Genomic DNA, 26,571 nt, shown 5'->3' on the forward strand with positions numbered 1-26,571 from the left:
GTCAGACGTTGCGCCGGTATTGGCCGCCCGCCTCGAACAGGGCGTCGGTGATCTGGCCCAGCGAGCAGTGGCGGGCCGCCTCCATCAGCACCGCGAACGCGTTCCCGTCCGACATCGCCGCCTCCCGCAGCCGTGCCAGGTGGGCGGGCGCCTCGGAGCGGTTGCGCTCGTGGAAGTCGCGCAGCCGCCGCAGTTGCGACTGCTTCTCCTGCTCGGTGCCCCTGGCCAGCTCCAGCTTGTGCGGCTCGGGCTCGTCGCTGTCCTTGGTGAACGTGTTCACGCCGACGATGGGCAGCGAGCCGTCGTGCTTGCGCATCTCGTACAGCATGGACTCGTCCTGGATCTTGCCGCGCTGGTAGCCGGTCTCCATCGCGCCGAGCACGCCGCCCCGGTCCGACAGCCGCTCGAACTCGCTCAGCACCGCCTCCTCCACCAGGTCGGTGAGCTCCTCGACGATGAACGCGCCCTGCAACGGGTTCTCGTTCCTGGCCAGGCCCCACTCGCGGTTGATGATGAGCTGGATGGCCATGGCGCGGCGCACCGAGTCGGCCGACGGGGTGGTCACGGCCTCGTCGAAGGCGTTGGTGTGCAGGCTGTTGCAGTTGTCGTAGACGGCGATGAGGGCCTGGAGGGTGGTGCGGATGTCGTTGAAGTTCATCTCCTGGGCGTGCAGGGAGCGGCCCGAGGTCTGGATGTGGTACTTCAGCTTCTGCGAGCGCTCGCCCGCGCCGTAGCGCTCGCGCATCGCCACCGCCCAGATGCGGCGGGCGACCCTGCCGAGCACGCTGTACTCGGGGTCCATGCCGTTGGAGAAGAAGAACGACAGGTTCGGCGCGAAGTCGTCGATCCGCATGCCTCTGGCCAGGTACGCCTCCACGTACGTGAAGCCGTTGGCCAGGGTGAAGGCGAGCTGGCTGATCGGGTTGGCCCCGGCCTCGGCGATGTGGTAGCCGGAGATGGAGACCGAGTAGAAGTTCCTGACGCCGTGCTCGATGAACCACTGCTGGATGTCGGCCATCATCCGCAGGGAGAACTCGGTGGAGAAGATGCAGGTGTTCTGCCCCTGGTCCTCCTTGAGGATGTCGGCCTGGACGGTGCCCCTGACCGTGGCGAGGGTGCGGGCGCGCAGTTCGAGGTCCTCGTCCGCGCCGGGGTCACGGCCGTGCTCGGCGCGGAAGCGGTCCCTGGCCTGGTCGACGGCCGCGTTGAGGTAGAAGGCCAGGATGGTGGGGGCCGGGCCGTTGATGGTCATGGACACCGACGTGTTGGGCGCCGCCAGGTCGAACCCGTCGTAGAGCACCTTCATGTCGTCGAGCGTCGCAATCGAAACCCCCGAAGTGCCGACTTTTCCGTAGATGTCGGGTCGGACGTCGGGGTCGTGACCGTACAGCGTCACCGAGTCGAACGCCGTGGACAGCCGGGTCGCGGGCTGCCCCGCCGACAGCAGCTTGAACCGCCTGTTCGTGCGGAACGGGTCGCCCTCCCCTGCGAACATCCTGGTCGGGTCCTCGTCGTCGCGCTTGAACGGGAACACCCCGGCCGTGAACGGGAACATGCCCGGCAGGTTCTCGCTCCTGAGGAAGCGCAGCAGGTCGCCGTGGTCGCTGTAGCGGGGCAGCGCCACCCTCGGGATGCGGTTGCCGGAGAGCGTCTCGCGCCAGAGCGGCGTGTGGATCTCGCGGTCGCGTACCTTCACCACCAGCTCGTCGGCGGTGTAGCGCTCCTTGACGGCGGGCCAGCCGTCGAGCAGGGCGCGGCTCTCGTCCGACAGCTCCCGCCCGGCCCGCTCGATCTCCCGCTCCCCCTCCTCGGTCAGCAGGTCACGGACGGCGGCGAGCTGCTGGCGGCGGCGCGCCACCTCCGCCTGGGCGAGCGTCTCGGCGTGGTAGGCGCGCACGGTCTCGGCGATGTCGGCCAGGTAACGCGCCCTCGCGGGCGGCACGATCGCGGCCGACGCCTTGGACGTGCGTCCCTCGACCGCCGCGAGCAGCCCGGAGCCGTCGGCGCCGGTCGGGAGCAGCGGCTTGAGGTGGTGGTAGAGCGCGGTGACCCCGGCGTCGTTGTAGCGGGCGGCGATCGTCCCGAAGACCGGCATGTCACCGGGCGAGGCGCCGAACGCCTCGCGGTTGCGGACGAGCTGGCGGCTCACGTCCCGCAGGGCGTCCTCGGCGCCGCGCCGCTCGAACTTGTTGATCACCACGGCCTCGGCGAAGTCCAGCATGTCGATCTTCTCCAGCTGGGAGGCCGCGCCGAACTCCGGCGTCATCACGTAGATCGGCACGTCCACGTGCGGCACGATGCCCGCGTCGCCCTGGCCGATGCCGGGCGTCTCGACGATCACCAGGTCGTGGCCGGCGGCGCGGCAGGCGGTGATCACGTCGTCGAGGCAGGCGGGCACCTCGTTGGGCGCGCCCCTGGTGGCCAGGGAGCGGAAGTAGGTCTGGGCGCTCAGGCTGTTCATCCTGATGCGGTCGCCGAGCAGGGCGCCGCCGCCGCGCCTGCGGGTGGGGTCGATGGCGATGATCGCGATGCGCAGCTTGTCGTCGTTGTCGACGCGGAAGCGGCGGACCAGCTCGTCGGTGAGCGAGGACTTGCCCGAGCCGCCCGTACCGGTGATGCCGAGCACGGGGGCCTGCCTGCCCGCCGCGCGCAGGCCCTCGACCAGGCCTTCGGGGGCGCGGCCCGACTCGATCAGGGTGATCGCGCGGGCCAGCGCGGCCTGGTCGCCGGAGACGACCGCCTCCACCGGCGGCGGGTCGCCCAGCTCGGCGTCGCAGTCCTCGATCAGCTTGTTGATCATGCCGGGCAGGCCGTAACGCTGGCCGTCCTCGGGCGAGAAGATGCGGGTGACGCCGCGCGAGTGCAGCAGCTCGATCTCCTCGGGGACGATCACTCCCCCGCCGCCGCCGTACACCTTGACGTGCCCCGCGCCGCGCTCGCGCAGCAGCTCCACCAGGTAGGAGAAGAACTCGACGTGGCCGCCCTGGTAGGAGCTGATCGCGACGCCCTGGACGTCCTCCTGGATGGCGGCCGTGACGATCTCGTCGACCGAACGGTTGTGCCCGAGGTGGATGACCTCGGCCCCCTGGGACTGGAGGATGCGCCGCATGATGTTGATCGCCGCGTCGTGCCCGTCGAACAGGGCCGCGGCGGTCACGAAGCGTACTGGGTGTACCGGGACGTGCACGCCTGATCACTCCTTCGTGGAGGCCTCTCCTTCCGAAGATACTAGGACGTCCTACTATTTCCCAAGAGCGTCGGGGTAGAGGGGTGTGCAGGGGGGTGACGCCGATGCGCGCGCTGACGTTCGTGCCGGGGGAGAAGGGCACGCTCGACGTGGAGGAACTACCGGACCCGGAACCACATCGGGGCGAGTTGCTGGTCGAGGGACTCGCCCTGGGGATCTGCGGGACCGATCGGGAGCTGGACGAGGCCGAGTACGGCTGGCCGCCACCCGGCAAGGACCGCATGGTCATCGGCCACGAGTCGCTCGGCCGGGTACTTGAGTCGCCGGACGGCTCCGCGTTCTCACCTGGTGACCTGGTGGTCGGCGTGGTCCGCCGGCCCGACCCGGAGCCGTGCGGGGCCTGCAAGCACGGCGAGTTCGACATGTGCCGCAACGGCCGCTACACCGAGCGGGGCATCAAGGAGATCGACGGGTACGGCAGCCAGAAGTGGACCGTCGAGGCCGCCTACGCGGTGCGGCTGGACCCGTCGCTGGCGGACGTCGGCGTGCTGGTCGAGCCCGCGTCCGTGGTGGCCAAGGGCTGGGAGCAGATCGAGCGGATCGGCTCGCGGGCCTGGTTCGAGCCGCACACGCTGCTGGTCACGGGGGCCGGGCCGATCGGGCTGCTGGCTGCGCTGCTGGGGCGGCAGCGCGGCATGGAGGTGCACGTGCTCGACCGCGCGCCGCGCGGCTTCAAGTCGGACCTGGTCGAGGCGCTGGGCGGGACCTATCACTCGGCCTCGTCCCTGGAGTCGTTCGCCCAGGACAAGCCGGACATCATCATCGAGTGCACGGGGGCGGGGCAGCTCGTCATCGACTCCATGATCACCACGGCCGCCACGGGGATCGTGTGCCTGTGCGGGCTCGCGCCGGGCGGGCGTACGCACCGGGTGGACGCCGGGGTCATCAACCGGGACGTGGTCCTGGAGAACGACGTCATCTTCGGCACCGTCAACGCCAACCTGCGTCACTTCCGCGACGCGGCGGCGGCGCTGGCGGCGGCGGATCGGGGGTGGCTGGAGCGGCTGATCACGCGGCGGGTTCCGCTGTCGAGCGCGCTGGACGCGTTCCAGCCCGCCGAGGACGACGTCAAGGTGGTCATCGACCTGACGGCGTGAACGCGAAGCCGACAAGGCAGGCGCGGACCGACGCCATGAGCACGGCCGCCGCGCGGGCGCTCAGCTCGGGTCGTAGGGTTTGCGCCTCTTCGGGGTGGGGTGCGGCTTCGGGGAGGCGGGACCGGCTCCTGCCGGAACGCGCGCCTTCGCGGCGGCACGTGGCTTGGGCTGCTCCTGCTCGGCGTCCGCGAACGGGTTGCGGGGCGACGGCACCCTGGGCCCGGCCGGAGGGCTCGTCCGCTCGCCGCGCCACGGCAGCCACGCCAGCCGCCGATGCGTGCCCCGGCGGCGTCCGGTGACGCGTAACGAGAGCACGATCGTCATGAGCACCATCGCGGCCAGCAGCGCGGGCGGCGTGCCCAGGACGTCCAGCGGCGACCCGTGCTCCGTCCCGGTGCGCGGCGGCGCCACGATCGGCCGCTCGGTGGAGCGGATCTCTTCCAGCCGCTCCACGTTCTCCTTGACCATGCGCGGCAGGCCGTACCCGACGACCTTGTCCGTCTCCCTGGTCTTGCGTTTGAGCCAGACCCGGTCGACGTTCGCCTCGATGGTGTGGATCTTCTTGCCCTCGACCCGCTCCACGACTCCGACGTGGTCGATGCCCTTGTAGCTCTTGCCGCCGCGCCAGTCGAAGAAGACCAGCGCTCCCGGCTCCGGCTGTCTGCTCCAGGCGTTCTGCTGGATGAACCAGGCCGCGTGGGAGGGTGTCCAGGCGAACTCGCCGACGTAGTCGGAGAGGCCGGACTTGTTCGCGGCCCAGGCGAGGAACATGTCGCACCATGGCGCGTCGCGGTACTGGGTGTCTTGGACGCGATCCGCGTACCACTGGCCGAACTTGGTGAACTGGCCGCTCTTCTCCTTGTAGCCGAGTTCCTGCCGCACCGTCTTCAGCAGCTCGTCCGCGATCGGGTCCAGGGTGACTCCTCCCGAGAAAACCGACAAATCACGATGGACTGTAGTAGCGCCATCGCGAATTCGCGCGTATCTCCCTGGAAAGTGTCTAGTTGTAAGCAGAAATGGTGGCTATGTGACTCCTGAGACGGATGTGGCGGGCTACTACTGCCCTTAGGAGCCGGCGCCCACGCGGTAGACGCCCTCGTCGCCGAGTCCGGGCGCGACGACGTCGGCCACGATCACGGTCACGTTGTCCGGCGAGCCTCCCTCGTTCGCCAGGTCGATGAGCCGCTGGACGCACGCCGCCGGGTCTGTCACCGTGGTCAGCACTTCGTGCAGCATCTCGGGCCCGAGCACGGTCGTGAGCCCGTCGGAGCAGAGGAGGTAGCGATCATCAGGCTCGGCTTCGCGCAGCGCCATGTCGGGCTCCGCCCTGCCCTCGCTGCCCAGCACCCGCAGCACCATCGAGCGGCGGGGGTGCACGGCGGCTTGATCCTCCGTTATCCGGCCTTCGTCCACCATCGACTGCACAAGTGTGTGATCCTTGGTCATCTGGTAGAGCGCGCCATCACGAAGCAAGTATCCGCGGGAGTCACCGAGATGAGCCAGGGCGAAGTGGTAGCCATCCCACAGCATGGCGGTCACCGTGGTCCCCATGCCTCTGCGCGCGGGGTCGATGTCGGCCAGCTCGACCAGCCTGCGAGCCGCCTCGTGCACGGCGCCTTCCAGCGCCGCCTCCAGGTCGGAGCCCGTTTCGGGAAGCGTGGCATCCAGCTCGCGCATGACGGCACACGCCGCCGAGCTCGCCAGCTCGCCGGCCGCATGTCCACCCATCCCGTCAGCCACCACGAGCAACCGGCCGCTCGCGTAGCCAGAATCCTCGTTCTGCTCCCTGCGGCGGCCCACGTCTGATCCGGCGGCATAGCGGATGTTGTGCTTCATACCCTGCAGTAAATCATTGGTTGAAAGACTTCACAAGCAGATGCGCTGAAGACTCTTGTGAACTACTGTGGGCTCCATGAGCCACGACCCGACCGTGAACGCCGGGGACATCGCCCGGCTCGCAGGTGTCGGGCGTGCCGCGGTGAGCAACTGGCGCCGTCGCCACGACGACTTCCCCCAGCCCGTCGGCGGTACCGCCAACCAGCCCCTCTTCTCGCTGCGGCAGGTCGAGGCGTGGCTGCGGCGCTATGGGAAGTCCTACCAGGTATCGCTGGGAGATCGGGTCTGGCAACGCCTGAAAGCCGCGGGCGATTTGCGGCTGGGCGAGCTGGTCGCCCAGGCCGGAGCCCTGCTGACCAGTACGGACACCGCCCGGGAGCTCGACAGCGAGCTGGCCGGGCTCGTCCGGGAGCTGGGTGAGCAGCACGGCGCGTCGGCCGCCTACGAGTTCCTCTGCGAGCGCTACCTCGAAGCCCACTCACGCCAGCTCTCCGTCACCCGCGAGGACGTCGCCGCCCTGATGGTGCGGCTGGTGGGGGCCGGCGGCGGCACCGTACTCGACCCGGCCTGCGGCGTCGGCACCCTGCTGCTCGCCCCCCTCCGCGCGGCGAGGGCGCAGGGAGAGGAACGCGGCGCCGCCCCGGGCGCGTCCGCCCCGGCACGCGTGCTCGGCCAGGACCGGGACGCGTCCGCCCCGGCGCGCGTGCTCGGCCAGGACCGGGACGCGTTCGCCCCGGCGCGCGTGCTCGGCCAGGAGCTGAGCGAGACCGCGGCCGCCATCACCGCCTCCAGGCTGCTGCTGCGCGGCGTCGAGGCCAGCATCGTGGCCGGCGACACCATGCGGCACGACGGCTTCGCGGGCGAGCGGGCCGACGCCGTCGTGTGCGATCCGCCGTTCAACGAGCGGGCCTGGGGCTACGAGGAGCTGACCGGCGACCCGCGCTGGGAGTACGGCCTGCCGCCGCGCGGCGAGCCCGAGCTGGCCTGGGTGCAGCACTGCCTCACCCACGTCAAGCCGCGCGGCCTGGTCGCCATCCTCATGCCGCCCGCCGCCGCCAGCCGCAAGGCGGGCCGCCGCATCCGCGCCAACCTGCTGCGCGCGGGCGCCCTGCGGGCGGTCGTCGCGCTGCCCGGCAGCGACCTGTGGCTGCTGCGCCGCCCGGCCGCCGGTGAGCGGCCGCCGTCCGAGGTGCTCATCCTGGACGCCACGGCCGACCTGTCGATCGTCGAGCCGGCCTGGCAGGCGTACCTGGAGGACCGTTCCGACCAGACCGTACGCATCATCGACCTGCTGGCCGACGAGGTCGACATGACGCCGGCCCGGCACCAGCGGCGCGACGACGTGGGCCGGGCGTTCGCCGAGGCGCGCGACCGCTTCCTGTCGGCGGCGGCCGTGCCGCCCGACCTGAAGGTGCTGGAGCAGCCGCTCGACCAGCCCGCCACCACGCTCGGCGACCTGATCAAGGAGGGCCTGGTGACGACGTCCCAGGCGCCGCCCAAGATGTCCGCCGACGGCGGCGAGGTGCCGGTCCTGACCTCCGACGACGTGCTGAACGGCGGCGCCCCGTCCGGCCTGACGACCATGCAGCAGGGGCTCGTGCCGATCCAGCCGGGCGACGTGGTGGCCTCCTACTCGGCCGTACGGGTCATGGAGGACGGCGGCGGAGCCGTGCTGGGGCCGCATCTGACGCTCTACCGGGTGGACGCGCGCCGGCTCGACCCCGACTTCCTGGCCGGGTTCCTGCGCGCGGCCGGCGGCCGGGTGACGACCGGCTCCAGCAGGTTCGACGTGCGGCGCACCCGCCTGCCGCGGCTGTCGCTGAAGGAGCAGCGCGCGTACGGCGAGGCGTTCAGGCAACTGGCCGTGCTGGAGGACGCCATCCGTGAGACCTCGACGCTGGGGCAGACCCTGATCCGGCTGGGCCTCGACGGCCTCGCCGACGGGCACCTGCACCCGCAGTCCTGACGGTGTAGTTTTTCCCCGAAAGGCTGCGGGAGGGGCGTTGATGGTCATCGGTGACCGCTATGAGCTCGACGACCTCCCTCTGGGGCAGGGCGGCATGGGAGCGGTCTACGCGGGCCACGACCGCCACCTCGACCGCCGGGTCGCGGTGAAGCTGCTGCGGCTGCCCAGCGGGCCCGATCACGAGCTGGAGCGCCGGTTCATCCGCGAGGCGCGCATCCTGGCCAGGCTGGAGCATCCGGGCGCTCCCGTCCTGTACGACTTCGGCACCCACGAGCAGCGCCTCTACCAGGTGATGCAGTTCATCGAGGGCGTCACCGTGGCCGACGTGGTGCACGAGCACGGGCCGCTGCCGGTGCCGTGGGCGGCGGCGATCGCGGCGCAGGCGTGCGCGGTGCTGTCGGCGGCGCACAGCCTGGCGATCTGCCACCGCGACCTCAAGCCGACCAACCTGATGCTCTGCCCCGACGGCAGCGTGAAGGTGCTGGACTTCGGGCTGGCCATGCTGCGGGAGTCGGACGTCACGACGTTCACGCGGATCGGGCAGATCCTGGGCACTCCGGCGTACATGGCGCCCGAGCAGATCCAGCACGGCGTCGCCGAGCCCCGCAGCGACCTCTACTCGCTCGGGTGCGTCCTGCACGAGATGCTGAGCGGACGGCAGCTCTTCACCGGGCCGACCGACTACGTGGTCTTCGAGAAGCAGGTCAAGGAGCGCCCGCCGCTGATCCCCGGGCTGCCGGACGCGCTGAGCGCGCTGCTGGCGCAACTGCTGGAGAAGAAGCCGGACGACCGGCCCGCCGACGCGGACGAGCTGTACGGGCGGCTCGATCCCTTCGCCGTGGACCTGCCGATGCTGCCGGGCTTCCTGACGGCGGCGCCGAGCCCCGGCCGCATGTACGCCCGCATGGCGGGACGCGCCCTGACCACCTGAACCCTCCACCGCTAAGGTAAGCCTTGCCTAACGAGGAGAGGTTGCATGCGGTGGACGGGACTCGGGCTGTCCCTGGCGGTGCTGGTGGCCATGGCGGCGTTGAGCCTGGCCGTCGGCGCGCAGGCGATACCCATCAGCGAGGTGTGGCAGCAGTTCTGGCACCCTGACGGCGGCGAGACCGCCGCCGTGATCTACGACCTGCGCCTGCCCCGCACCCTCCTCGGCCTCTGCGTCGGCCTGTCGCTCGGCCTCGCCGGAGCGCTCATGCAGGGCCTGACCCGCAACCCGCTCGCCGACCCAGGGCTGCTCGGCGTGAACTCGGGCGCCTCCCTGGCCGTCGTCTGCTCCATCCTGTTCTTCGGCGCGCACGACATGACCACCTGGGTGTGGTTCTCCATGGCGGGGGCGCTGGTGGCGGCCGTGGCCGTGTACGCCCTCGGCAACCAGCACCCCACCCGCCTCGTGCTCGCCGGAGCCGCCATCAGCGCCTCGCTGGTCGCCGCGATCAACGGGGTGCTGGCGCTGGACTCCGGCGTGTTCGACCAGTGGCGGTTCTGGGACGTCGGAGCGCTGGCCGGGCGCTCCCTCGACGTGGTGATCCAGGTGACGCCGTTCGTGGTGGTGGGGGCCGTGCTGGCGCTGGCGCTCGGGCGCGGGCTGAACGTGATCGCACTCGGCGAGCAGACGGGGCAGGCCCTGGGGGTGCGGCTGGGGCGTACCCGGCTGCTCGCCGGGGTGGCGATCACGCTGTTGTGCGGGGCGGCCACGGCGGCGGCCGGGCCGATCGGGTTCGTCGGGCTGATGGCGCCGCACGCCGTACGGGCCTTCACCGGGCCCGACCACCGCTGGGTGCTGGCCTACTCTGCCGTGCTCGCGCCCGCGCTGCTGCTGGCCGCCGACGTGGTGGGGCGGGTGGTGGTGCGGCCCGGGGAGCTGGAGAGCGGGATCGTCACCGCGTTCGTGGGCGGGCCGATCTTCATCTACCTGCTGCGCCGACGCAAGGCGGTGGCGGCGTGAGGACGGTGCGGATCTCGGGGCCGGCAAGGCGGTGGCAGGCGTGAGGACTGTTCGGATCTCCGGGTTGACCCTGCGCGTGCATGTGCGGGCCTGCGTGGTGCTGGTGTGCCTGCTGGCGGCGAGCGCCGCGCTGGCCCTGGTCGCGCTGAGCACCGGGTCGGCCCTGTCGGCGGGCGACGCGCTACGGACGCTCCTCGGGTACGGCGACGCCGCCACCGAGATGATCGTCTACACCCTGCGAGCGCCCCGGGTGCTGCTGGCCCTGTTCGTCGGGGCGGCGCTGGGCGTCGGCGGGGCGGTCGTGCAGAGCCTGTCACGCAACCCCCTGGGCAGCCCGGACGTCATCGGCGTCAACGCGGGAGCAGCCGCCGGAGCCGTGCTGATGATCCTCGTCCTGGGCTCGGAGACCGGGCAGGGGGTCTCACTGGGGGCGCTGGCCTGCGGGCTGGCGGCGGGCCTGGCGGTGTACGCGCTGTCGTTCAGGCGGGGAGTCAAGGGGACCCGGCTGGTGCTGGTCGGGGTGGGGGTGACGGCGATGCTGCACTCGCTCATCGCGTACCTGCTGACCCGGGCCGACCTGTACGAGTCGCAGGGGGCCAAGGTGTGGCTGATCGGCAGCCTGGCCGGGGCCGGCTGGGACCGGGTGTGGCCCGTGGCGCTGGCCGTCGTCGTGGGGCTGCCCGTCGCGCTCGGGCTGGGCCGGTCGGCCGCGCTGATGGAGATGGGAGACGCGGCGGCGGGGGCGCTGGGGTTGCGGGTCGAGCGGCTGCGGCTGGTGCTGCTGCTGGTCGCGGTCGGGCTGTCGGGGGTGGCGGTGTCGAGTGCCGGGCCGGTCGGGTTCGTGGCGCTGGCGGCGCCGCAGCTCGCCAAGCGGGTCACTCGCGCGCCGGGGCCGGGGATCGGGTCGTCGGCCGCCATGGGGGCGCTGCTGCTGGCGGCGGCCGACCTGGTGGCGCAACGACTGCCGACGCCCGGCCAGCTTCCCGTGGGGGTGCTGACCGGGGGGCTCGGCGGGTTGTACCTGGCCTGGCTCCTGTATCGGGAGTGGCGCCGCTAGCTGCTAGCGGGGCAGGGTGGCGAAGGCCGTGATGAGGCCGTCGGCGAGCTCGTTGCGCCAGCAGTAGCGATCATGCCCGCCCGCATACTCCCGGAACGTGCTCATCTCCCCCAGCCGCTCCCGCAACCGAGCCGTCGGCCCCACCAGAGCCCACTCATCGCTGCCGACCTGAAGGTGCACGGTAGGCGGCGCAGCCCCGGACAGCTCCCCCGTGAGCCACTCAGGCGAAGGTCCGTTGGGCCACCAGAACGACCCCGACTGCGACACCGCGGCCACGAACCGATCAGGCCGGCGATGGGCGGCGTACACGGCCGCCAGCCCGCCGAAGCTCTGCCCCGCGATCACCGTGGCCCCTTCGTACGGCAGCGCGTCCACGAAGGCGGGGTCGCAGGTGAGCAGCCGCGCCCGCTCCGCCCCCGACTCCACGAGCCAGGCGGTGACCGGGGGCAGCGTTCCCGCCTCGATGAGGTTGTCGAGCATGACGGGCAGGTCGTCCACCCAGTGCTCGCCGTCCAGCACGACGAGGGTGGCGCGCGGCGGGCGCACGGGGTCGTACCGCCAGCCGATGGGGTGGCGGGTGAGCTCGTGCCGCGGCTCGCCACCGGGGGTGAGCCAGGGCGACGGCGGGACGGTTTCGGCGATCGAGAAGCCCTGCCAGAGCCGCGGGTTGCGCGGGTCGGCGGTCAGGGCGCCGTCCACGGACAGGCGGTAGGAGGCGCGCCAGCCCGCGGGCACCAGGTAGGTGCGGTGCCACAGGTCGCCGGTGCGCTCCATCAGGGCGGCGTCGGTGTCGTGGGTCAGCTTGTTGGCCAGCACCCGCACCTCCGCCGCCTGCCCGCGCCACGAGAACGTCACGGCCCGGTGGCCGGCGTCCACTTCGGTCACCAGGGGTGAGACGTCCAGGTCGAGCGTCGGGGCGGGCAGGGTCTGCGGAGGTGCGGGCCTGGGGACCCGCGGCGGGCGGTCGCGCATCAGGAGAACTGCTGCTCGATGCGGCCGAGGATGTTGGTGGCGCTGTAGTAGTCGATGCGGAAGGCGTCGAGGCCCAGGTCGTAGACGCGCTTGCCGGTGACGGCGGGCAGGTCCTTCCACAGGGCCTTGGCCTCGGTGGCGGCGATCTGCTGGGGGCTGTGGCCGGCGAAGAAGATGGAGCTGTCGCCGAACGCCTTGATGACGTTCTCCTGGGAGATGTTCACGATGTCCTTGCGGCCGCCGCCCTCCTTGCTGGACTCGGCGGCCAGGGCCGCGTCCACCGGGTGCAGCTTGAAGCCGAGCGCGGTGAGCAGGCCGCCCTGGGCGGAGGCGTCGGTGAAGACGGGGATGTCGGTGTTGTTGTCGCGCAGGACGACGGCGTCCTCGGCGGGGAGCTTGATCTTGCCCTTGACCTCGGTGACGCGCTGGTCGTAGTCGGCGACGAGCTTGGCGGCGTTCGCCTCCAGGCCGAGCGCCTGGCCGAGCTTGGTGCTGAGCTCCTGCCAGGTGACGTTGTCGTGCCGGAACAGGATGGTCGGCGCGACGGCCTTGAGCTGGTCGTAGACCTTGGCGGTGCTGTCGGCGCCGGAGGCGCTGCCGACGATGAGGTCGGGCTTGGCCGCGATGACCTTCTCGATGTCGGCCTCGTAGCCCTGGTAGAGCACGGTCACGCCGGCCTTGGTGGCGGCGTCGGACCACTGTTTGAAGAAGCCGTTGGCGTCGGTGATGGGGCCGGGAGGGGTGGCCTGGGAGGAGACGACGGGGGCGCCGAGCGCGAGGAGCTGGCCGGTCATGGTGACGCTGGTGGACACGATGCGCTTCGGGGTGGCGGGCACCTCGGTCGTGCCGGCCTCGTGCTGCACCGTACGTACCGGTCCCGCCTGCGCCGAGGGGGCCGGGTCGTCGCCGGACCCGCACGCGGCGAGGCTGACCGCGGCCAGGAGCGCGGCGAGGCCGGCGCGGATGAGGGATGCCACATCAACTCCAAGTTAGGTATGCCTAATTTCAATTAGGGGAGCCTAACCTAACCTCCTCCCAGCCTTCCCGAGGGGTGTGTCGTTCGAGAGAACGCGCTCTCTCGGGTAACACAGATCGTTATTTAACCCCGGTTGACAGCAGCATGTGAGCACCGAGACTCTCTTGAGAGAGCGCTCTCTCACCCATCCCCCTTAGCAGGACCCCAGGAGGGTTTCCCATGGCCCCTCGCATCCGGCGGCTCGGCCTGCCGTTGCTCACCGCGTCCCTTCTCGCCCTGGCGACGGCGTGCGGCGGAGGCGGCGGCGCAGGCGGCGACACCGCCACCGAGTCGAGCGCCAAGCCCGGAGAGAAGATCAAGCTGACCGTCGACCTGTTCGGCGACTTCGGCTTCAAACCGCTCTACGACGAGTACAAGAAGACCCACCCGAACATCGAGATCGTCGAGAACGTCACGCAGTTCAACGACCACCACAGCAACCTGGTCAAGCGGCTGGCCACGAACGCCGGCGCGGGGGACGTCGCGGCGGTCGAGGTGGGCTACATCAGCACGTTCACCGCCCAGCCGGGCAAGTTCGCCGACCTCAAGCAGTACGGGCTCGACAAGCGCCAGGCCGACTACCTCGACTGGAAGTGGCAGCAGGGCCTGAGCAAGGACGGCGCCCAGGTGCTCGGCCTCGGCACCGACGTCGGCGGCCTGGCCATGTGCTACCGCAAGGACCTGTTCAAGAAGGCCGGGCTGCCCGAGGGCCGCGAGGAGGTGTCGGCGCTCTGGCCCACCTGGGAGCAGTACATCGAGACGGGCAAGAAGTTCGCCGCCGCCAACGTGGCCGGGGCCAAGTTCGTGGACTCCCCCGGTGAGATCTTCCGCGCCATGGTCAACCAGGCGCCCGTCGGCCTGTACGACGCCCAGGACAACATCATCGTGGACTCCAACCCCGACGTGAAGAAGGCCTGGGACCTGTCGAACCAGCTCACCGCGGACGGCTTGACCGCCAAGCTGGCCGCCTTCTCGCCGCCGTGGAACACCGGCTTCGCCAAGGGCTCGTTCGCCACGATCATCTGCCCGGCCTGGATGACCGGCTTCATCCAGGAGCAGGCCAAGGACTCGGCCGGCAAGTGGGACATCGCCAACGTGCCCGGCGGCTCGGGCAACAGCGGCGGCTCGCACCTGATGGTGCCCAAGCAGAGCAAGCACCCGAAGGAGGCGGCCGAGCTGATCGACTTCCTCACCTCCAAGGAGAACCAGGCCAAGGTCTTCAAGGAGGAGGGCACCTTCCCGTCGATCCCGGCCCTGTACGACGACCCGTCGATCCAGAACTTCACCAAGCCGTTCTTCGGCGACGCCCCCATCGGCAAGATCTACTCCGACGCCGCCAAGGCGCTCAAGCCGCAGCACCTCGGCCCCAAGGAGGCCGACGTGCGCACCGCCATCGGCAACGGCCTCGGCCGCGTCGAGCAGGGCAAGCAGACGCCGGAAGAGGCGTGGGCGCAGGTGCTCGAGGACGTACAGAAGATCAAATGAGCACCCTTCCCCTCGCGGTCACGCGACGGCGTAGGCGCAGCGTGCGGCACACCCTCGACCTGAGGGTGTCGCCGTACGCCTACGTGGCCCCGTTCTTCCTGCTGTTCTGCGCCTTCGGGCTGTTCCCGCTGGTCTACACGGCCTGGGTGAGCCTGCACGAGTGGACGTTGCTCTCCGACACTCAGGAGTTCGTCGGCCTGGGCAACTACTCGACGCTGCTCACCGACGCCTACTTCTGGAACGCCACCTTCAACACCCTGTCGATCGGCGTGCTGTCGACCGTGCCGCAGCTCGCGCTGGCCATCTGGCTGGCGCACCTGCTCAACCGGCGGCTGCGTCTCCAGACGTTCTTCCGGATCGCGCTGCTGCTGCCGAACGTCACCAGCGTGGTGGCGGTAGTGGTGATCTTCAGCCAGCTCTTCGGCCGGGACTTCGGCATGATCAACTGGATGCTGTCCTGGTTCGGCGTCGGTCACATCGACTGGGCGGCGGGCACGGCCACCTCGCACGTCGCGCTGTCGGTGATGATCATGTGGCGCTGGACCGGCTACAACGCGCTGATCTTCCTGGCCGCGATGCAGGCCGTCCCGCGCGAGCTGTACGAGGCCGCCACCATCGACGGCGCAGGCAACTTCACCCAGCTCCGCAAGATCACCATCCCGATGATCCGGCCGACGATCATCTTCGTGGTCATCGTCTCCACGATCGGCGCCATGCAGATCATCGCCGAGCCCATGCTGTTCGGGCAGAGCAGCGGCGGCGGTGGCGGCATCGCAACGGGCGGCCCCGACCGCCAGTTCCAGACGCTGGCGCTGTTCGTCTACGAGCAGGGCTTCGCGAACTCGACGTTCGACTTCGGCTACGCCTCGGCGGCGTCGTGGCTGATGTTCGTGGCCGTGGTGATCGTCGCGGGGATCAACTTCCTGATCACCCGCAAGGTGAAGGGAGGTCTGGTGTGAGACTGCGATACCTGACCCTGACCGCGGTGGCCTTCTTCTCGGCCTTCCCGCTGTACTACAGCGTCGTGGTGGCCTCCAGGCACAACTCCGCGCTGGCCGAGGTGCCGCCGCCGCTGATCCCCGGTGGCAACTTCTTCGCCAACGTGTCCCGGGTCTTCGACACCGTGCCCTTCGGGCTGGCGCTGGCCAACTCGTTCATGGTGGCGGGAGCGATCTCGATCGCGGTGATGTTCTTCTCGACGCTGGCCGGGTTCGCCTTCGCCAAGCTGAAGTTCAGGGGCAGGAACATCATGCTGGTGATCACGGTCGCGACCATGATGGTGCCCGCCCAGCTCGGCATCATCCCGCTCTACATGCTCATGGTGAAGCTGGAGTGGACCGGCACCAACTACGCGCTGATCGTGCCCGCGCTGGTCAACGCGTTCGGCGTGTTCTTCATGACGCAGTACCTCTCGCGCGCCCTGCCCACCGAGCTGCTGGAGGCCGGCCGGGTGGACGGCTGCACGACGTGGGGGCTGTTCTGGCACGTCGTGCTGCCCGCCGCGCGGCCCGCGGCGGCGGTGCTGGGCATGCTGACGTTCATGTCGGCCTGGAACGACTACTTCTGGCCGCTGGTCGTGCTCACCCCGGACAATCCGACCGTCCAGGTGGCGCTCTCGACCCTGGCCAGCGGGTACGTCAACGACTACGTGCTCGGCCTGGCGGGAACGGCGATCGGGACCCTGCCGCTCGTCGCCGTCTTCGCGCTGTTCGGCAAACAAATCATCGGCGGAATCATGCAAGGAGCTGTTAAGGGATGATCTTTCCCGAGGACTTCGTCTGGGGTGCCGCCACGGCCTCCTACCAGATCGAGGGGGCGGTCAAGGAGGACGGGCGGGGCCAGTCGATCTGGGACACCTTCTCCCACGCCCCCGGGAACGTGGCCGACGGCGACACCGGCGACGTGGCCTGCGACCACTATCACCGCTACGGCGACGACATCGAGCTGATGCGCGAGCTGCGGCTGGCGGCCTACCGGTTCTCGGTGGCCTGGCCGCGCATCCAGCCGGACGGCGAGGGCCCGGTCAACCCGCGCGGCCTGGCGTTCTACGACAAGCTCGTAGATGAACTACTAGCCGCCGAAATTTCGCCATATGTCACGCTTTATCACTGGGATCTACCCCAAGCCCTCGAAGACCGCGGCGGCTGGACGAACCGGGACACCGCCTACCGCTTCGCCGACTACGCCGAAGCCGTCCACGCCAAGCTCGGCGACCGCGTCGACAACTGGGCCACGCTCAACGAGCCCTGGGTGGCCGCCTTCCTCGGCTACGGCAACGGCGTGCACGCGCCCGGCCGCCGCCGCGCCGCCGACGCCATGCGCTCGGCCCACCACCTGCTGCTCGGCCACGGCCTGGCGGCCAGGAGGCTGCGCGACGCCGGCGCGCGCAAGCTCATGCTCGTCGTCAACTCCTCCCCCGTCCTCACGCCCGCCCAGGTCAACGACCCCTCGGCGGTGCCGAGCGAGGCGGACGCGGCCGCGGTGCACCGCGTCCACGCGCTGCTGACCAGGCAGTTCCTCGACCCCGCCGTCTACGGGACGTACCCGGAGGAGGTGCTGGAGGCGGCGGCCCGCAACGGCGGCACGGAGCACATCCAGGACGGCGACCTGGAGCTGATCAACGCCCCGATCGACCTGGTCGGCGTCAACTACTACAACCCGTGCGTGGTCGAGTCGGGCCCGGGGCTGCCGGCCGACGCCGCGTGGCCTGGCTCGGAGGACGTCAGGTTCGCCACGGCCGACGCGCCGACCACCGCGATGGGCTGGCCCATCGTGCCGGACGGGCTGTCGCGGCTGCTCGTCCGGCTCTCCCAGGACTACCCGCAGGTCGGGCTCATGGTCACGGAGAACGGCGCCGCCTTCGACGACGTCGTACGCGACGGCCGGGTGCACGACGACGAGCGGGTCGCCTACCTCGACGGGCACCTGCGCGAGGTGCACCGGGCCATCGAGGCGGGCGCCGACCTGCGCGGCTACCTGGTGTGGTCGCTGCTCGACAACTTCGAGTGGGCCGAGGGCTACCGGCGGCGCTTCGGCATCGTGCACGTCGACTACGCGACCCTGGAGCGCGTCCCCAAGGACAGCGCGCTGTGGTACCGGGACGTGATCGTCAGGAACGGCCTGTAGATTCTTTGACGTGCTCTCCCTCCTGGTGCAGACATGAGACGCCCGACCCTTGAGGCGGTCGCCGCCCGCGCGGGCGTTTCGCGCGCCACCGCCTCCCGCGTGGTCAACGGACAGACGACGGTGGCGCCGCACATCCGCGACGCCGTGCTGCGCGCGATCGACGAACTGGGCTACGTGCCCAACTCCGCCGCGCGCAGCCTGGTCACCCAGCGCACCGACTCGGTGGCCCTGGTCGTCAGCGAGCCGGGGACCAGGGTCTTCTCCGAAGATCCGCTGTTCTCCACCGCGATCAGGTCCGCCTCGGTGGAGCTGGAGGCGATCAACAAGCAGGTCGTGCTCATGCTGGCGTCCTCGCCGAAGAGCCACGCCAGGGTGGAGCGTTACATCTCCGGCGGCCACGTCGACGGGGTCATGCTGCTGTCCATGCACGGCGCCGACCCGCTGCCCGCCGCGCTGTCCAGGCTGCGGGTGCCGGTCGTCTCGTACGGGCGTCCCGCCGTCCCGGTGGACATCCCGTTCGTCGACAACGACAACGTCGGCGGGGCCGAGGCCGGGGTGCGGCACCTGGTGGAGACCGGGCGGCGCAGGATCGCCACCATCGCCGGGCCACAGGACATGATCGCCGGCCAGGACCGCCTGTCCGGCTACCGCAACGTGCTGCGCGACTCCGACCGCCGCTCCATCGTGGCGGTCGGCGACTTCACCCGCGAGTCAGGCGCGATCGCGATGCGCCAGCTCCTCGGCGACGACCCGGCGCTCGACGCCGTGTTCGTGGCCAACGACATGATGGCGGTCGGGGCCCTGCAGTCGCTGCGCCAGGCCGGGCGGCGGGTGCCCGACGACGTGGCCGTGGTCGGGTTCGACGACGTCGAGGCGGCCAAGTACACCGAGCCGCCGCTGACGACGCTGCGGCACCCGATCGCCGAGCAGGCGGCGGCCATGGTCAGGCTGCTGCTCAACCTGTTCGAGGGCGGGCCGACCGATCCGATCATCCTGCCCACGGAGCTGGTGATCAGAGAGTCGGCCTAGGGTGCCGTCGGCCCCGCCCGCGCGGACGTCCGCATGGCGCTGACCGCGTTCAACAAGAACCGGCAGGCGATCGCGAGCGAGCTGGTCCGGCTGCGCGGCGAGAACTGCTGGGTGGACATCGTGTACTACGACAACCGCCCGCAGGACGCCAAGAGCGTCGACGACACCATCCGCTCGATCCTCGCCACGACGGTCAACGGGCGCACGATCCAGGTCACGCCGTGCCGGTGCACGGTGGGGACGCGGGAGGTCGTGACGCACAACAAGCTCATGATGATCGACGGGTTCTACGACGACGACATCACGCCGCGCGTCTACACGGGCAGCGCCAACTTCACCGCCCTGGAGAACGCCGACGACGCCTTCCTCCGGATCTCCGGCCGGGCCGTCCACGACCAGTACCTGTCCTGGTTCTACGGGCTGCGGAGCGCCTGCAGACAATAGGTGGCATGATCTCCCGCAGTGCCGCCGTGTCCGCCGCCGTCGCCGTCGCCGAGGAGCACGGGGTGCGGGTGGTGGAGCCGGTGGTGCTGAACGACTCCTTCAACCTGCGCATCCTGCTGCGGCCCGCACCCGTCGTGGCGCGGGTGCCCACCACCACCGCCCTCGGCCGGCCCGACCCCGCCGGGGCGCTGGGGCGGGAGGTGGCGGTCGTGTCGTACCTGCGCGACGCGGGCGCGCCGGTGGTGCCGCCCAGCGACCTGCTGCCCGCCGGGCCTCATCTGCGGGACGGCGTCGCGATGTCGTTCTGGGCGCACGTCCCGCACGATCCCGGCCACGTCGTCACGCCTGACGTGGCCGGGGGGATGCTCGCTGAGCTGCACGCGGTGTTGCGCGGGTTTCCCGGCGAGCTGCCGTTCCTCGAGCCGGTGCTGGACGAGCCGGTGCGGCTGCTGGACCTGCTGTCCGAGAGGGGTTCAGGGCTGGTCGGGGCCGGGGAGCTGGCGCGGCTGCGGGAGGCGCACGCGGCACTCGCCGCCCAGGTACGGGACGAGGCCGCCGGCGTTCAAGCCGTGCATGGGGACGCGCATCCCGGCAACCTCCTCGCCACGCCCGCCGGGCTGCTCTGGAACGACTTCAAGGAGTGCATGGCGGCACCCGTGGAATGGGACCTGGCCTGCCTGCTCCGGACGACGCGGCTCGACGGCCGGGCGGCGGTGCGGGCGTACGGGACAGACCCCGGCGCGCCCGGCCTGCGGGCGTTCCTGGCGGCGCGCGGGCTGCAGGGCACGCTGTGGGTGCTGGCCAGGGCGCTGCGTTTCCCCGGCCAGGCGGGCGCGGCCCGCTCGACGCTGCGGACGTGGCTCAGCGACCCCAGCGGCGCCATCCGATAGCCCTCTCGGTCACACGCGGAAGACGCGGAGCTGGAGGGCGAGCGTGGAGTAGTAGCCGACCAGCGTGGTCAGCTCGAACAGCTCCCGCTCCCCCAGCACCGCGTACTCCTCCTCGTCCAGATCCCCCTCGGCCACCAGCGCCCGCGCCACCCGCAGCACCGCCGCCTCGCCCGCGTCGGCGAGCGGCAGCGGCGAGCCGTCGCGCAACGCCGCGAGCTGCTCCTCGGTGAAGCCCAGCTCGCGCGCGATCGGCTCGTGCGCGGCCCGCTCGAACGCGCTGTCCCGGTGCCCGGCCACGATCAGGATCGCCAGCTCCCGCGCCCGGTCGGTGAGCGTGGAGCGGTAGCGGACGGCGGCCCCCAGCTCCTGGAGCGGATCGCCGAGCGGCGGGCTGAGCAGCATCGCGTTGAAGGGCCCGGTGAGCCCGCCCTCCTCGTCCACCATGAACCGGCCGCGCGGCCCCGAGGTGATCCTGTCGTAGAGGGCGCGGGCCTCCGGGCCCAGCTCGTCCGGTGGTGTCCTGCGCAGGCGTGCCATTCCGTGATCGTAGCCGCCTCTTCTCGGCGCCCCCGGGGAGGTGTTCTGTGGAGGCATGACGGCGATGTCCACGAAACGGCTGGAGTTACGCCCCGCCGGGCTGCGCGACCTCGGCGTGCTCGTCCGGCACTGGAACGACCCAAGCGTCAGGCGCTACCTGTTCGACGACAGGGAGGTCGATCCCCGCCTGGCGGAGACGCTGCTGCGCGACAGCGAGACCGGCTTCGCGCGGCACGGGTACGGGCTGTGGCAGATCTTCCTCCAGGACGTGCTGATCGGGGTCTGCGGGCTGCGGCGGCGCGGCGAGGAGCGGGTGGAGCTGCTCTACAGCCTGGACCCAGGCCACTGGGGCGCCGGGCTGGCGGCCGAGGCCGCCCAGGCGGTGCTCGCGGCGGGCCGGCGGGCCGGGCTGAAGGAGGTCCTCATCGAGACGGACGACGGGAACGTGGCCTCCCAGCGGCTGGCCGAGCGGCTCGGCGCGGTGTTCGAGGAGGCGGCGGACGGGGTGCGGCGTTACCTGGTGACGCTGACCCGGTAGCCGCAGGAACCGGCGCCTGCCTGGTGACGATGACCGTAGCCGCGGAACCCTGCGCCGGCGGCCGGAGCCGCGGGCGCAGGGCTGGTGCGGACGGTCAGCTTCGCTGGGCAAGCCAGGCCGTCGTGTCGGACGGCAGGAGCCCGTCCACGAGCGGCCCGCTGGCCAGCAGGACCTCGCCCGCCGGCAGCGGCACCGGCTCCGCTCCCAGGTTCGTGACGCAGGTCAGGCCCGAGTCGCGGGTGAAGGCCAGCACCTTCTCCCCCGACGGCAGCCAGGTCAGCGTGCCGTCGCCGAGCAGCTCCCGCCGGAGGCTCAGCGCCGTACGGTAGAGGTTCAGCATCGACCCCAGATCGGTGCGCTGGGCCTCGGCCGTCAGCTTGCGCCAGCTCTCCGGCTGCGGCAGCCACGGCCTGGCCGCACCCGCGCCTGTACCCGCGCCTGTGCCGAAGCCGAACGGCGGCTCGTCGCCCGACCACGGCAGCGGGATGCGGCAGCCGTCGCGGCCCGGGTTCGTGCCGCCCGAGCGGGCGTACATCGGGTCCTGGCGCACCTCGTCCGGCAGGTCCTCGACCTCCGGCAGGCCCAGCTCCTCGCCCTGGTAGACGTAGACGGAGCCGGGCAGCGCCATGGCCAGCAGCGCCGCGGCGCGGGCCCGGCGGTAGCCGAGCTCCAGGTCCGTCGGGGTGCCGTGCAGGGCGCCGCCGTGGGCGAAGGAGGTGTCGGCGCGGCCGTACCGGGTGACGGGTCTGGTCACGTCGTGGTTGGCCAGCACCCACGTCGGCGGGGCGCCGATGGGGGTGTGCGTGGCCAGCGTCAGGTCGATGGACCTGCGCAGGTCGGCGGGGTCCCAGGCGCAGGACAGGAAGTCGAAGTTGAAGGCCGTGTGCAACTCGTCGGGACGCAGGTAGCGGGCGAAACGCTCCTGGTCGGGGAGCCAGACCTCCCCGATCAGGATGCGCTCGTCGTACTCGTCGGCCACCTCGCGCCACCGACGGTAGACGTCGTGGACCTCGTCGAGGTCTTCGTAGGCGGTGTCGGACTTGATCAGCAGCGCGGCGGAGTCGATGCGCACGCCGTCCACGCCCCGGTCGAACCAGAAGCGCAGGACGTCCTCGAACTCCTGGTGGACCTCCGGATTGTTCCAGTTGAAGTCCGGCTGTCCCGGGTCGAACAGGTGCAGGTACCACTGCCCGTCGGGCACCTGCGTCCAGGCCGAGCCGCCGAAGATGGACTGCCAGTCGTTGAGCGGCTCGTCGGCGAACCAGAACCGGTCGCGGGCCGCCGGGTTCGCCAGTGCCTCCTTGAACCAGGCGCTCTCGGTGGAGCTGTGGTTCGGCACGACGTCGATGATGACCTTGATGCCGAGCTCGTGCGCCTCCTCGATGAAGCGTTCGGCCTCCGCCAGCGTTCCGAAGACCGGCTCGATGTCGCGGTAGTCGGCCACGTCGTAGCCGCCGTCGGCCATCGGCGACGGGTACCACGGGTTGAGCCAGATGGCGTCGATCCCCAGATCCTTCAGATACGGCAGGTGGGAGCGCAGGCCGGCGAGATCGCCGGCGCCGTCGCCGTTCCCGTCGGCGAAACTACGCAGGTAGACCTGGTAGATCGCGGCCCCCCGCCACCACGTTTGCGACATGCGCTTATCCCTTGATGCTTCCGGCGGTGAGACCCGCCATGATGTGCCGTTGGAAGATGAAGAAAACGATGATCATGGGGATGCTGGTGATCAGCAGGCCGCCCATGACCTGGTTCTGGGTGACGGCCCCGGCCGTCTGTGACAGGCCCACACTGATCGTCATCTTTTCGCTGTCCGTCATGACGAGCAGCGGCCAGACGAAGTCCTTGAACGAGGTGACGATCGTGAAGATCGACACCACGCCCAGGATGGGCCGGGAGATCGGCAGGACCACCGATCGCAGGATTCGCGCCGAGCCCGCCCCGTCGATCTGCGCGGCCTCGATCAGCTCACGCGGGATCGAGTCGAAGAAGCGCTTGAGCAGGAAGATGTTGAAGCCGTTGGCCGCCGCGGGCAGCCACAGCGCCCACGGGTTGTTCAGCAGGCCCAGGTCCACGACCGTCACGTACAGCGGGATGAGCACCACCATCGCCGGGATCATCAGCGTGGCCAGCATCATGCCGAGGATGACGTTGCCGAACATGGGTCGCAGCTTCGACAGCGCGTACGCCGCCGACACGTCCACGGCCATGCAGACGATCCAGCCGCCCAGCGAGTAGTAGCCGGTGTTCAGCAGCAGCGTGCCGATGTCGAACAGGTCCCACGCCTCGAAGAAGGCGTCCGGCGTCGGGTCGGCCGGGATGAGCGTCGGCGGCATCTGCGCCAGCTCGTCCGGCGTCTTCAGCGCGCCGGTCACCATCCAGTACAGCGGGAAGACGAACGCCAGCGTGAACAGCACCAGCACCGCTGTCAGCACGATCCAGTAGATGCGCCTGCCCCACTGGCTGTTGAGCTGGTGCGGCGAGACGATCGTGCGGAACTGCACCTCGATCGGCTTCGGCGACCGCTTCCTGCCCCGCTTGCCCCGGCTCGTCACCTGGGCTCCTACGGAGATCACGCCTTGTCCTCCCTGGTCAGGCGGAGCTGGAAGGCGGCGAACACGAGCAGCACGATCATCAGCATCATGCCGAGCGCGCCCGCCGAGCCGTAGTCCTGGAGTGTGAACGCGTTCTGGAACATCAGGTACGCGACCGTGACCGTGGCGTTCTCCGGGCCGCCGCCGGTCAGCATGTACGGCTCGATGAACACCTGCATGGTGGCCACGATCTGCAACATCAGCATGAGCAGCAGGATCAGCCGCGTCTGCGGGATCGTGACGTGCCTGATGCGCTTCCAGATGCCGGCCCCGTCCAGCTCCGCCGCCTCGTACAGCTCCGGCGGGATGTTCTGCAGCGCGGCCAGGTAGATCAGCGTCGCGCTGCCCATGTTCATCCAGGTCGAGACGATGACCAGGGAGATCAGCGCGGTCGAGGAGCTGTCCAGCCAGGCCAGCGGCGGCAGGCCGAAGAAGTCGAGCACCTGGTTGAACAGCCCGGGCCCCGGATCGTAGAACCACCGGAACAGCAGCACCGCCACGATCGGCGGCAGCATGACCGGCAGGTAGACCACGAACCGCAGGTAGGCCCGGGCGTGGCGCAGCTCGTTCAGCACGAGCGCGACGACGAACGGCACGGCATAGCCGCAGACCAGTGCGAGGAACGTGAACTCCAGCGTGTTCAGCCACGCCTCACCGAAGGCCGGGTCCTGGAACGCCGTCACGAAGTTGTCCAGGCCCACCCAGACCGGCTCGTTGATCAGGTCGGTCTTCTGGAAGCTCAGAATGAACTCCCTGACCATCGGATACCAGGCGAACACCGTGAAACACGCCAGCGCCGCGCACAAGAACCCGTAGGCCGTCAGATTGCGCCTCAAGATCTGCATAGGGTCAGCCCTTGGCCGCCAGCACCGAGTTGGCCTTCGTCTCCGCGTCCGCGAGGAGCTCGTCGATGCTGGCGTCCTTGCGGCTCAGCACGCCCGACATGGGAACGTCGAGGATGGCGTACAGCTCCTGCGCGTACAACGGCTCCGCCTTCGGCGGGATCGTGCCCGCGGCCTGCACGTACGTCTCGTAGTTCGCGACCGGCAGCGAGGCGTTCTTCACCCGGTCGGCCTGGATGGCCTGGCCGGTCGGCGAGTCGCCGTAGACCGCGTTGTCGGGGACGCCGACGGGGTTGCCGAGGGTCTTGCCGCGGGCGAAGTCGAAGCGGCCCTTGCCGACGGTGTTGAACCGGAAGTCCAGCCACTGCAGCGCGGCCTTGGCCTCCTCCGGCGTGGCCTTCGGGTTGATCATGAACGCTTCGCCGCCGCTCAGCGACGCCTTCGCCTCGGGGAAGCCGGTGATGCCGTAGTCGGCGACGTTGCCCTTGAACTTGTTGACCACGTCCGTGACCACGTCGGGCGCGCCCAGCATCATGCCGACCTTGCCGCTGCCCATGGCGACCATCAGCGACTCCCAGCCGACCAGCAGCTTGGTGCCCATGCTGTTGTCCACCCAGCGCATGTCGTGCAGCGTCTGCAGCACCGCCTTGCCCTCGGGCGAGTTGAACGCCGCCGTCTTGTTGTCGGGCGACAGGATGCTGCCGCCGCGGCCGTAGATGGACTGCGTGAAGTGCCAGCCGCCGGTGTTGCCGCCGGAGTACTCGCCGAACCCGACGTGCCCCGCGCCCAGCCCGGCGATCTTCTTGGCCGCCTCACGCACCTCCGCCCACGTCTGGGGCGGGGCGTCCGGGTTGAGCCCGGCCTTCGTGAACAGCGCCCGGTTGTAGACCAGGCCGACGCTGTAGTGCACGTTCGGCACGCCGTAGACCTTGCCGTCCTTGGTGACGAGCGCCTTGTGGTCGGCGCGCAGGTCGTTCCAGTTCTTGATCTCGTTGGTGTACGCGGTGATGTCGAGCGCCTGGCCCTTGGCCATCACGTCGTTGTAGTTCGTCACCGGCACCACGAACGCCGTCTCCATCTGGCCGCCCGCCAGCTTGGGACCGAACGTCTTGGGGTCGAAGCACGGCTGCTGGTCCGTGCTCTTGACCGTCACGCCGGGGTGCGCCTTCATGAACGCGGCCACGTCGTCGTCCCAGGCCTGCCGTTCCTTCGGCGCCGACTTGGCGGGCTGGCAGGCCACCGTGATCGACACGGCCTTGGCGCCGCCGGCGGTGGGGGTGGCGGGCTCGCTTCCTGAGCCGCAGGCCGCGGTGGACAGGGCTAGCGCGGATACGAGCAAGAGTCCGGTGGATCTCTGCATGGTCTGACCCTTCTGATGCGAGGTGCCCACACCATAGGATCCGTGACGTATGTTCGCAAGATTTCGACTTCATATTGCAAGATAACGACTGCGTTACGCCGGGTGTTCGGGAGGGCTGGGGCGACGCGTCGCTTGCGAGGCGCCTGCACGGCCGGCCTGGCAACGCCACACCCGCAACCCCGGCGCTGCGCGGGCGACACGGCACGCGGCGCAACACGGCGCGGGGCCGCGTCGCTCGCACGGCCCGGCGCCGCACAGCGCAGCGTGGGCGGCGCAGCGCGGGCGGCGCAGCGTGGGCGGCGCAGCGCGGGCGGTGTGGGCGAAGCGGCGTGGGGGCGGGTGGCGCGGCACACGAACGGGGCGCGGCACGAGGCCCGCACGACGCGGCGCTCGCACGGCGTGGCGCATCAGCACGGCTCGCACGGCCCGACGCCGCACGGCGCACCGCGGGCCGTAGTGCGGGCGGCGCGGCGCAGGCAAAGCGGCGCGGCGCAGGCGAGGCGGGGGCAGGGCGAGGCGGGGCGGGCATCGATGGGCGGGTCGGCCGGAGGCGCGCTGGCCGCGGCCGTCTGCCGGGGCGGCGGGCTCGGC

General features: G+C 70.6%; 23 protein-coding genes and 1 pseudogene. 14 read left to right on the forward strand and 10 right to left on the reverse strand.

All coding sequences use genetic code 11. The features are described from left to right. Position 1: 1 nt before the first annotated feature. Positions 2–3,187, reverse strand: a complete 3,186-nt coding sequence (gene icmF / locus FXF51_RS53055) for a fused isobutyryl-CoA mutase/GTPase IcmF (RefSeq protein WP_148442466.1) — start codon at positions 3,185–3,187, stop codon at positions 2–4. Between the two features lie 104 nt (positions 3,188–3,291). Here icmF and FXF51_RS53060 point away from each other — a divergent pair, with 104 nt between their 5' ends. Continuing rightward, the gene (locus FXF51_RS53060) at positions 3,292–4,344 is read left to right on the forward strand and encodes a glucose 1-dehydrogenase (RefSeq protein ID WP_148442467.1); all 1,053 of its coding nucleotides are present in this window, start codon (positions 3,292–3,294) and stop codon (positions 4,342–4,344) included. A 60-nt stretch (positions 4,345–4,404) separates the two neighbouring features. Here the strand turns inward: FXF51_RS53060 and FXF51_RS53065 are convergent, their stop codons facing one another. Further along, a complete protein-coding gene (locus tag FXF51_RS53065) occupies positions 4,405–5,286 on the reverse strand; it encodes a CHAP domain-containing protein (protein WP_148442468.1) in 882 nt (293 codons plus the stop codon). A 123-nt stretch (positions 5,287–5,409) separates the two neighbouring features. Further along, positions 5,410–6,180, reverse strand: a complete 771-nt coding sequence (locus FXF51_RS53070; protein ID WP_148442469.1) for a PP2C family protein-serine/threonine phosphatase — start codon at positions 6,178–6,180, stop codon at positions 5,410–5,412. 76 nt (positions 6,181–6,256) lie between these two features. Between FXF51_RS53070 and FXF51_RS53075 the strand changes: the two genes are divergently transcribed. Genes FXF51_RS53075 through FXF51_RS53090 form a run of 4 tightly spaced genes read left to right on the forward strand, consistent with a single transcriptional unit; the run spans position 6,257 to position 11,151 of the window. Beyond that, the gene (locus tag FXF51_RS53075; RefSeq protein WP_262380471.1) at positions 6,257–8,146 is read left to right on the forward strand and encodes an N-6 DNA methylase; all 1,890 of its coding nucleotides are present in this window, start codon (positions 6,257–6,259) and stop codon (positions 8,144–8,146) included. 40 nt (positions 8,147–8,186) lie between these two features. Then, positions 8,187–9,077: a serine/threonine-protein kinase gene (locus FXF51_RS53080; protein WP_148442471.1), complete on the forward strand. Its 891-nt coding sequence runs from the start codon at positions 8,187–8,189 to the stop codon at positions 9,075–9,077. Between the two features lie 45 nt (positions 9,078–9,122). Beyond that, positions 9,123–10,094 carry a FecCD family ABC transporter permease gene (locus tag FXF51_RS53085; RefSeq protein ID WP_148442472.1) on the forward strand — a complete coding sequence of 324 codons (972 nt, stop codon included), beginning with the start codon at positions 9,123–9,125 and terminating at the stop codon, positions 10,092–10,094. Between the two features lie 40 nt (positions 10,095–10,134). Continuing rightward, a complete protein-coding gene (locus FXF51_RS53090) occupies positions 10,135–11,151 on the forward strand; it encodes a FecCD family ABC transporter permease (RefSeq protein WP_222871872.1) in 1,017 nt (338 codons plus the stop codon). Between the two features lie 3 nt (positions 11,152–11,154). On the opposite strand, the gene FXF51_RS53095 is transcribed toward FXF51_RS53090, so the two are convergent. Beyond that, positions 11,155–12,123: an alpha/beta hydrolase-fold protein gene (locus tag FXF51_RS53095; RefSeq protein ID WP_148442474.1), complete on the reverse strand. Its 969-nt coding sequence runs from the start codon at positions 12,121–12,123 to the stop codon at positions 11,155–11,157. Then, positions 12,123–13,100, reverse strand: a complete 978-nt coding sequence (gene fepB / locus FXF51_RS53100; protein ID WP_148442475.1) for a Fe2+-enterobactin ABC transporter substrate-binding protein — start codon at positions 13,098–13,100, stop codon at positions 12,123–12,125. Before fepB ends, FXF51_RS53095 begins: the two co-directional genes overlap by 1 nt. 218 nt (positions 13,101–13,318) lie before the next feature. Here fepB and FXF51_RS53105 point away from each other — a divergent pair, with 218 nt between their 5' ends. The 7 genes and pseudogenes from FXF51_RS53105 to FXF51_RS53135 all read left to right on the forward strand — a co-directional run bounded on the left by FXF51_RS53105 (position 13,319) and on the right by FXF51_RS53135 (position 20,112). Beyond that, positions 13,319–14,623 (forward strand): extracellular solute-binding protein, encoded by a 1,305-nt coding sequence (locus tag FXF51_RS53105; RefSeq protein ID WP_148442476.1) that lies wholly within the window; start codon positions 13,319–13,321, stop codon positions 14,621–14,623. Next, complete coding sequence (locus tag FXF51_RS53110) at positions 14,620–15,582, forward strand: carbohydrate ABC transporter permease (RefSeq protein ID WP_148442477.1); 963 nt, start codon at positions 14,620–14,622, stop codon at positions 15,580–15,582. Before FXF51_RS53105 ends, FXF51_RS53110 begins: the two co-directional genes overlap by 4 nt. After that, positions 15,579–16,382, forward strand: a complete 804-nt coding sequence (locus FXF51_RS53115; RefSeq protein WP_148442478.1) for a carbohydrate ABC transporter permease — start codon at positions 15,579–15,581, stop codon at positions 16,380–16,382. Before FXF51_RS53110 ends, FXF51_RS53115 begins: the two co-directional genes overlap by 4 nt. Further along, positions 16,379–17,749 carry a GH1 family beta-glucosidase gene (locus FXF51_RS53120; protein ID WP_148442479.1) on the forward strand — a complete coding sequence of 457 codons (1,371 nt, stop codon included), beginning with the start codon at positions 16,379–16,381 and terminating at the stop codon, positions 17,747–17,749. The genes FXF51_RS53115 and FXF51_RS53120 overlap by 4 nt, the downstream gene beginning before the upstream one ends. 33 nt (positions 17,750–17,782) lie before the next feature. Then, the gene (locus FXF51_RS53125; RefSeq protein WP_148442480.1) at positions 17,783–18,778 is read left to right on the forward strand and encodes a LacI family DNA-binding transcriptional regulator; all 996 of its coding nucleotides are present in this window, start codon (positions 17,783–17,785) and stop codon (positions 18,776–18,778) included. A gap of 27 nt (positions 18,779–18,805) precedes the next feature. Then, positions 18,806–19,222: pseudogene (locus FXF51_RS53130) on the forward strand (phospholipase D-like domain-containing protein); the annotation flags it as partial. Positions 19,223–19,227: 5 nt separating this feature from the next. Next, on the forward strand, positions 19,228–20,112 hold the full coding sequence (locus FXF51_RS53135; protein ID WP_148442482.1) for an aminoglycoside phosphotransferase family protein: 885 nt from the start codon (positions 19,228–19,230) through the stop codon (positions 20,110–20,112). Between the two features lie 9 nt (positions 20,113–20,121). Here FXF51_RS53135 and FXF51_RS53140 read toward each other — a convergent pair whose 3' ends face one another. Then, positions 20,122–20,649 (reverse strand): carboxymuconolactone decarboxylase family protein, encoded by a 528-nt coding sequence (locus tag FXF51_RS53140; RefSeq protein ID WP_148442483.1) that lies wholly within the window; start codon positions 20,647–20,649, stop codon positions 20,122–20,124. Positions 20,650–20,713: 64 nt separating this feature from the next. Here FXF51_RS53140 and FXF51_RS53145 point away from each other — a divergent pair, with 64 nt between their 5' ends. After that, on the forward strand, positions 20,714–21,187 hold the full coding sequence (locus FXF51_RS53145; protein WP_187415054.1) for a GNAT family N-acetyltransferase: 474 nt from the start codon (positions 20,714–20,716) through the stop codon (positions 21,185–21,187). 94 nt (positions 21,188–21,281) lie between these two features. On the opposite strand, the gene FXF51_RS53150 is transcribed toward FXF51_RS53145, so the two are convergent. The 4 genes from FXF51_RS53150 to FXF51_RS53165 are packed head-to-tail and all read right to left on the reverse strand — an operon-like array spanning position 21,282 to position 25,980. After that, positions 21,282–22,823, reverse strand: a complete 1,542-nt coding sequence (locus tag FXF51_RS53150; RefSeq protein WP_148442485.1) for a glycoside hydrolase family 13 protein — start codon at positions 22,821–22,823, stop codon at positions 21,282–21,284. A gap of 4 nt (positions 22,824–22,827) precedes the next feature. Then, positions 22,828–23,760, reverse strand: coding sequence for a carbohydrate ABC transporter permease (locus FXF51_RS53155; RefSeq protein WP_262380472.1), 933 nt, complete (start codon positions 23,758–23,760; stop codon positions 22,828–22,830). After that, positions 23,757–24,623, reverse strand: a complete 867-nt coding sequence (locus tag FXF51_RS53160; RefSeq protein ID WP_148442486.1) for a carbohydrate ABC transporter permease — start codon at positions 24,621–24,623, stop codon at positions 23,757–23,759. The genes FXF51_RS53155 and FXF51_RS53160 overlap by 4 nt, the downstream gene beginning before the upstream one ends. Before the next feature lie 4 nt (positions 24,624–24,627). Beyond that, positions 24,628–25,980, reverse strand: a complete 1,353-nt coding sequence (locus FXF51_RS53165) for an ABC transporter substrate-binding protein (protein WP_187415055.1) — start codon at positions 25,978–25,980, stop codon at positions 24,628–24,630. Between the two features lie 264 nt (positions 25,981–26,244). Between FXF51_RS53165 and FXF51_RS62245 the strand changes: the two genes are divergently transcribed. Then, positions 26,245–26,571, forward strand: a 327-nt coding sequence (locus FXF51_RS62245; RefSeq protein WP_222871873.1) for a hypothetical protein, incomplete at its 3' end; no start/stop codon positions are given.

The sequence above is a fragment of the Nonomuraea sp. PA05 genome, assembly GCF_008086045.1.
Classification (GTDB): domain Bacteria; phylum Actinomycetota; class Actinomycetes; order Streptosporangiales; family Streptosporangiaceae; genus Nonomuraea; species Nonomuraea monospora.

Coding starts and splice junctions, on each gene's coding strand:
- FXF51_RS53060 (WP_148442467.1), top strand. CDS start 3,292: ATGCGCGCGCTGACGTTCGTGCCGGGGGAGAAGGGCACGCTCGACGTG.
- FXF51_RS53070 (WP_148442469.1), bottom strand. CDS start 6,180: ATGAAGCACAACATCCGCTATGCCGCCGGATCAGACGTGGGCCGCCGC.
- FXF51_RS53075 (WP_262380471.1), top strand. CDS start 6,257: ATGAGCCACGACCCGACCGTGAACGCCGGGGACATCGCCCGGCTCGCA.
- FXF51_RS53080 (WP_148442471.1), top strand. CDS start 8,187: ATGGTCATCGGTGACCGCTATGAGCTCGACGACCTCCCTCTGGGGCAG.
- FXF51_RS53085 (WP_148442472.1), top strand. CDS start 9,123: ATGCGGTGGACGGGACTCGGGCTGTCCCTGGCGGTGCTGGTGGCCATG.
- FXF51_RS53095 (WP_148442474.1), bottom strand. CDS start 12,123: ATGCGCGACCGCCCGCCGCGGGTCCCCAGGCCCGCACCTCCGCAGACC.
- FXF51_RS53105 (WP_148442476.1), top strand. CDS start 13,319: ATGGCCCCTCGCATCCGGCGGCTCGGCCTGCCGTTGCTCACCGCGTCC.
- FXF51_RS53110 (WP_148442477.1), top strand. CDS start 14,620: ATGAGCACCCTTCCCCTCGCGGTCACGCGACGGCGTAGGCGCAGCGTG.
- FXF51_RS53120 (WP_148442479.1), top strand. CDS start 16,379: ATGATCTTTCCCGAGGACTTCGTCTGGGGTGCCGCCACGGCCTCCTAC.
- FXF51_RS53125 (WP_148442480.1), top strand. CDS start 17,783: ATGAGACGCCCGACCCTTGAGGCGGTCGCCGCCCGCGCGGGCGTTTCG.
- FXF51_RS53135 (WP_148442482.1), top strand. CDS start 19,228: ATGATCTCCCGCAGTGCCGCCGTGTCCGCCGCCGTCGCCGTCGCCGAG.
- FXF51_RS53140 (WP_148442483.1), bottom strand. CDS start 20,649: ATGGCACGCCTGCGCAGGACACCACCGGACGAGCTGGGCCCGGAGGCC.
- FXF51_RS53145 (WP_187415054.1), top strand. CDS start 20,714: ATGTCCACGAAACGGCTGGAGTTACGCCCCGCCGGGCTGCGCGACCTC.
- FXF51_RS53150 (WP_148442485.1), bottom strand. CDS start 22,823: ATGTCGCAAACGTGGTGGCGGGGGGCCGCGATCTACCAGGTCTACCTG.
- FXF51_RS53160 (WP_148442486.1), bottom strand. CDS start 24,623: ATGCAGATCTTGAGGCGCAATCTGACGGCCTACGGGTTCTTGTGCGCG.
- FXF51_RS53165 (WP_187415055.1), bottom strand. CDS start 25,980: ATGCAGAGATCCACCGGACTCTTGCTCGTATCCGCGCTAGCCCTGTCC.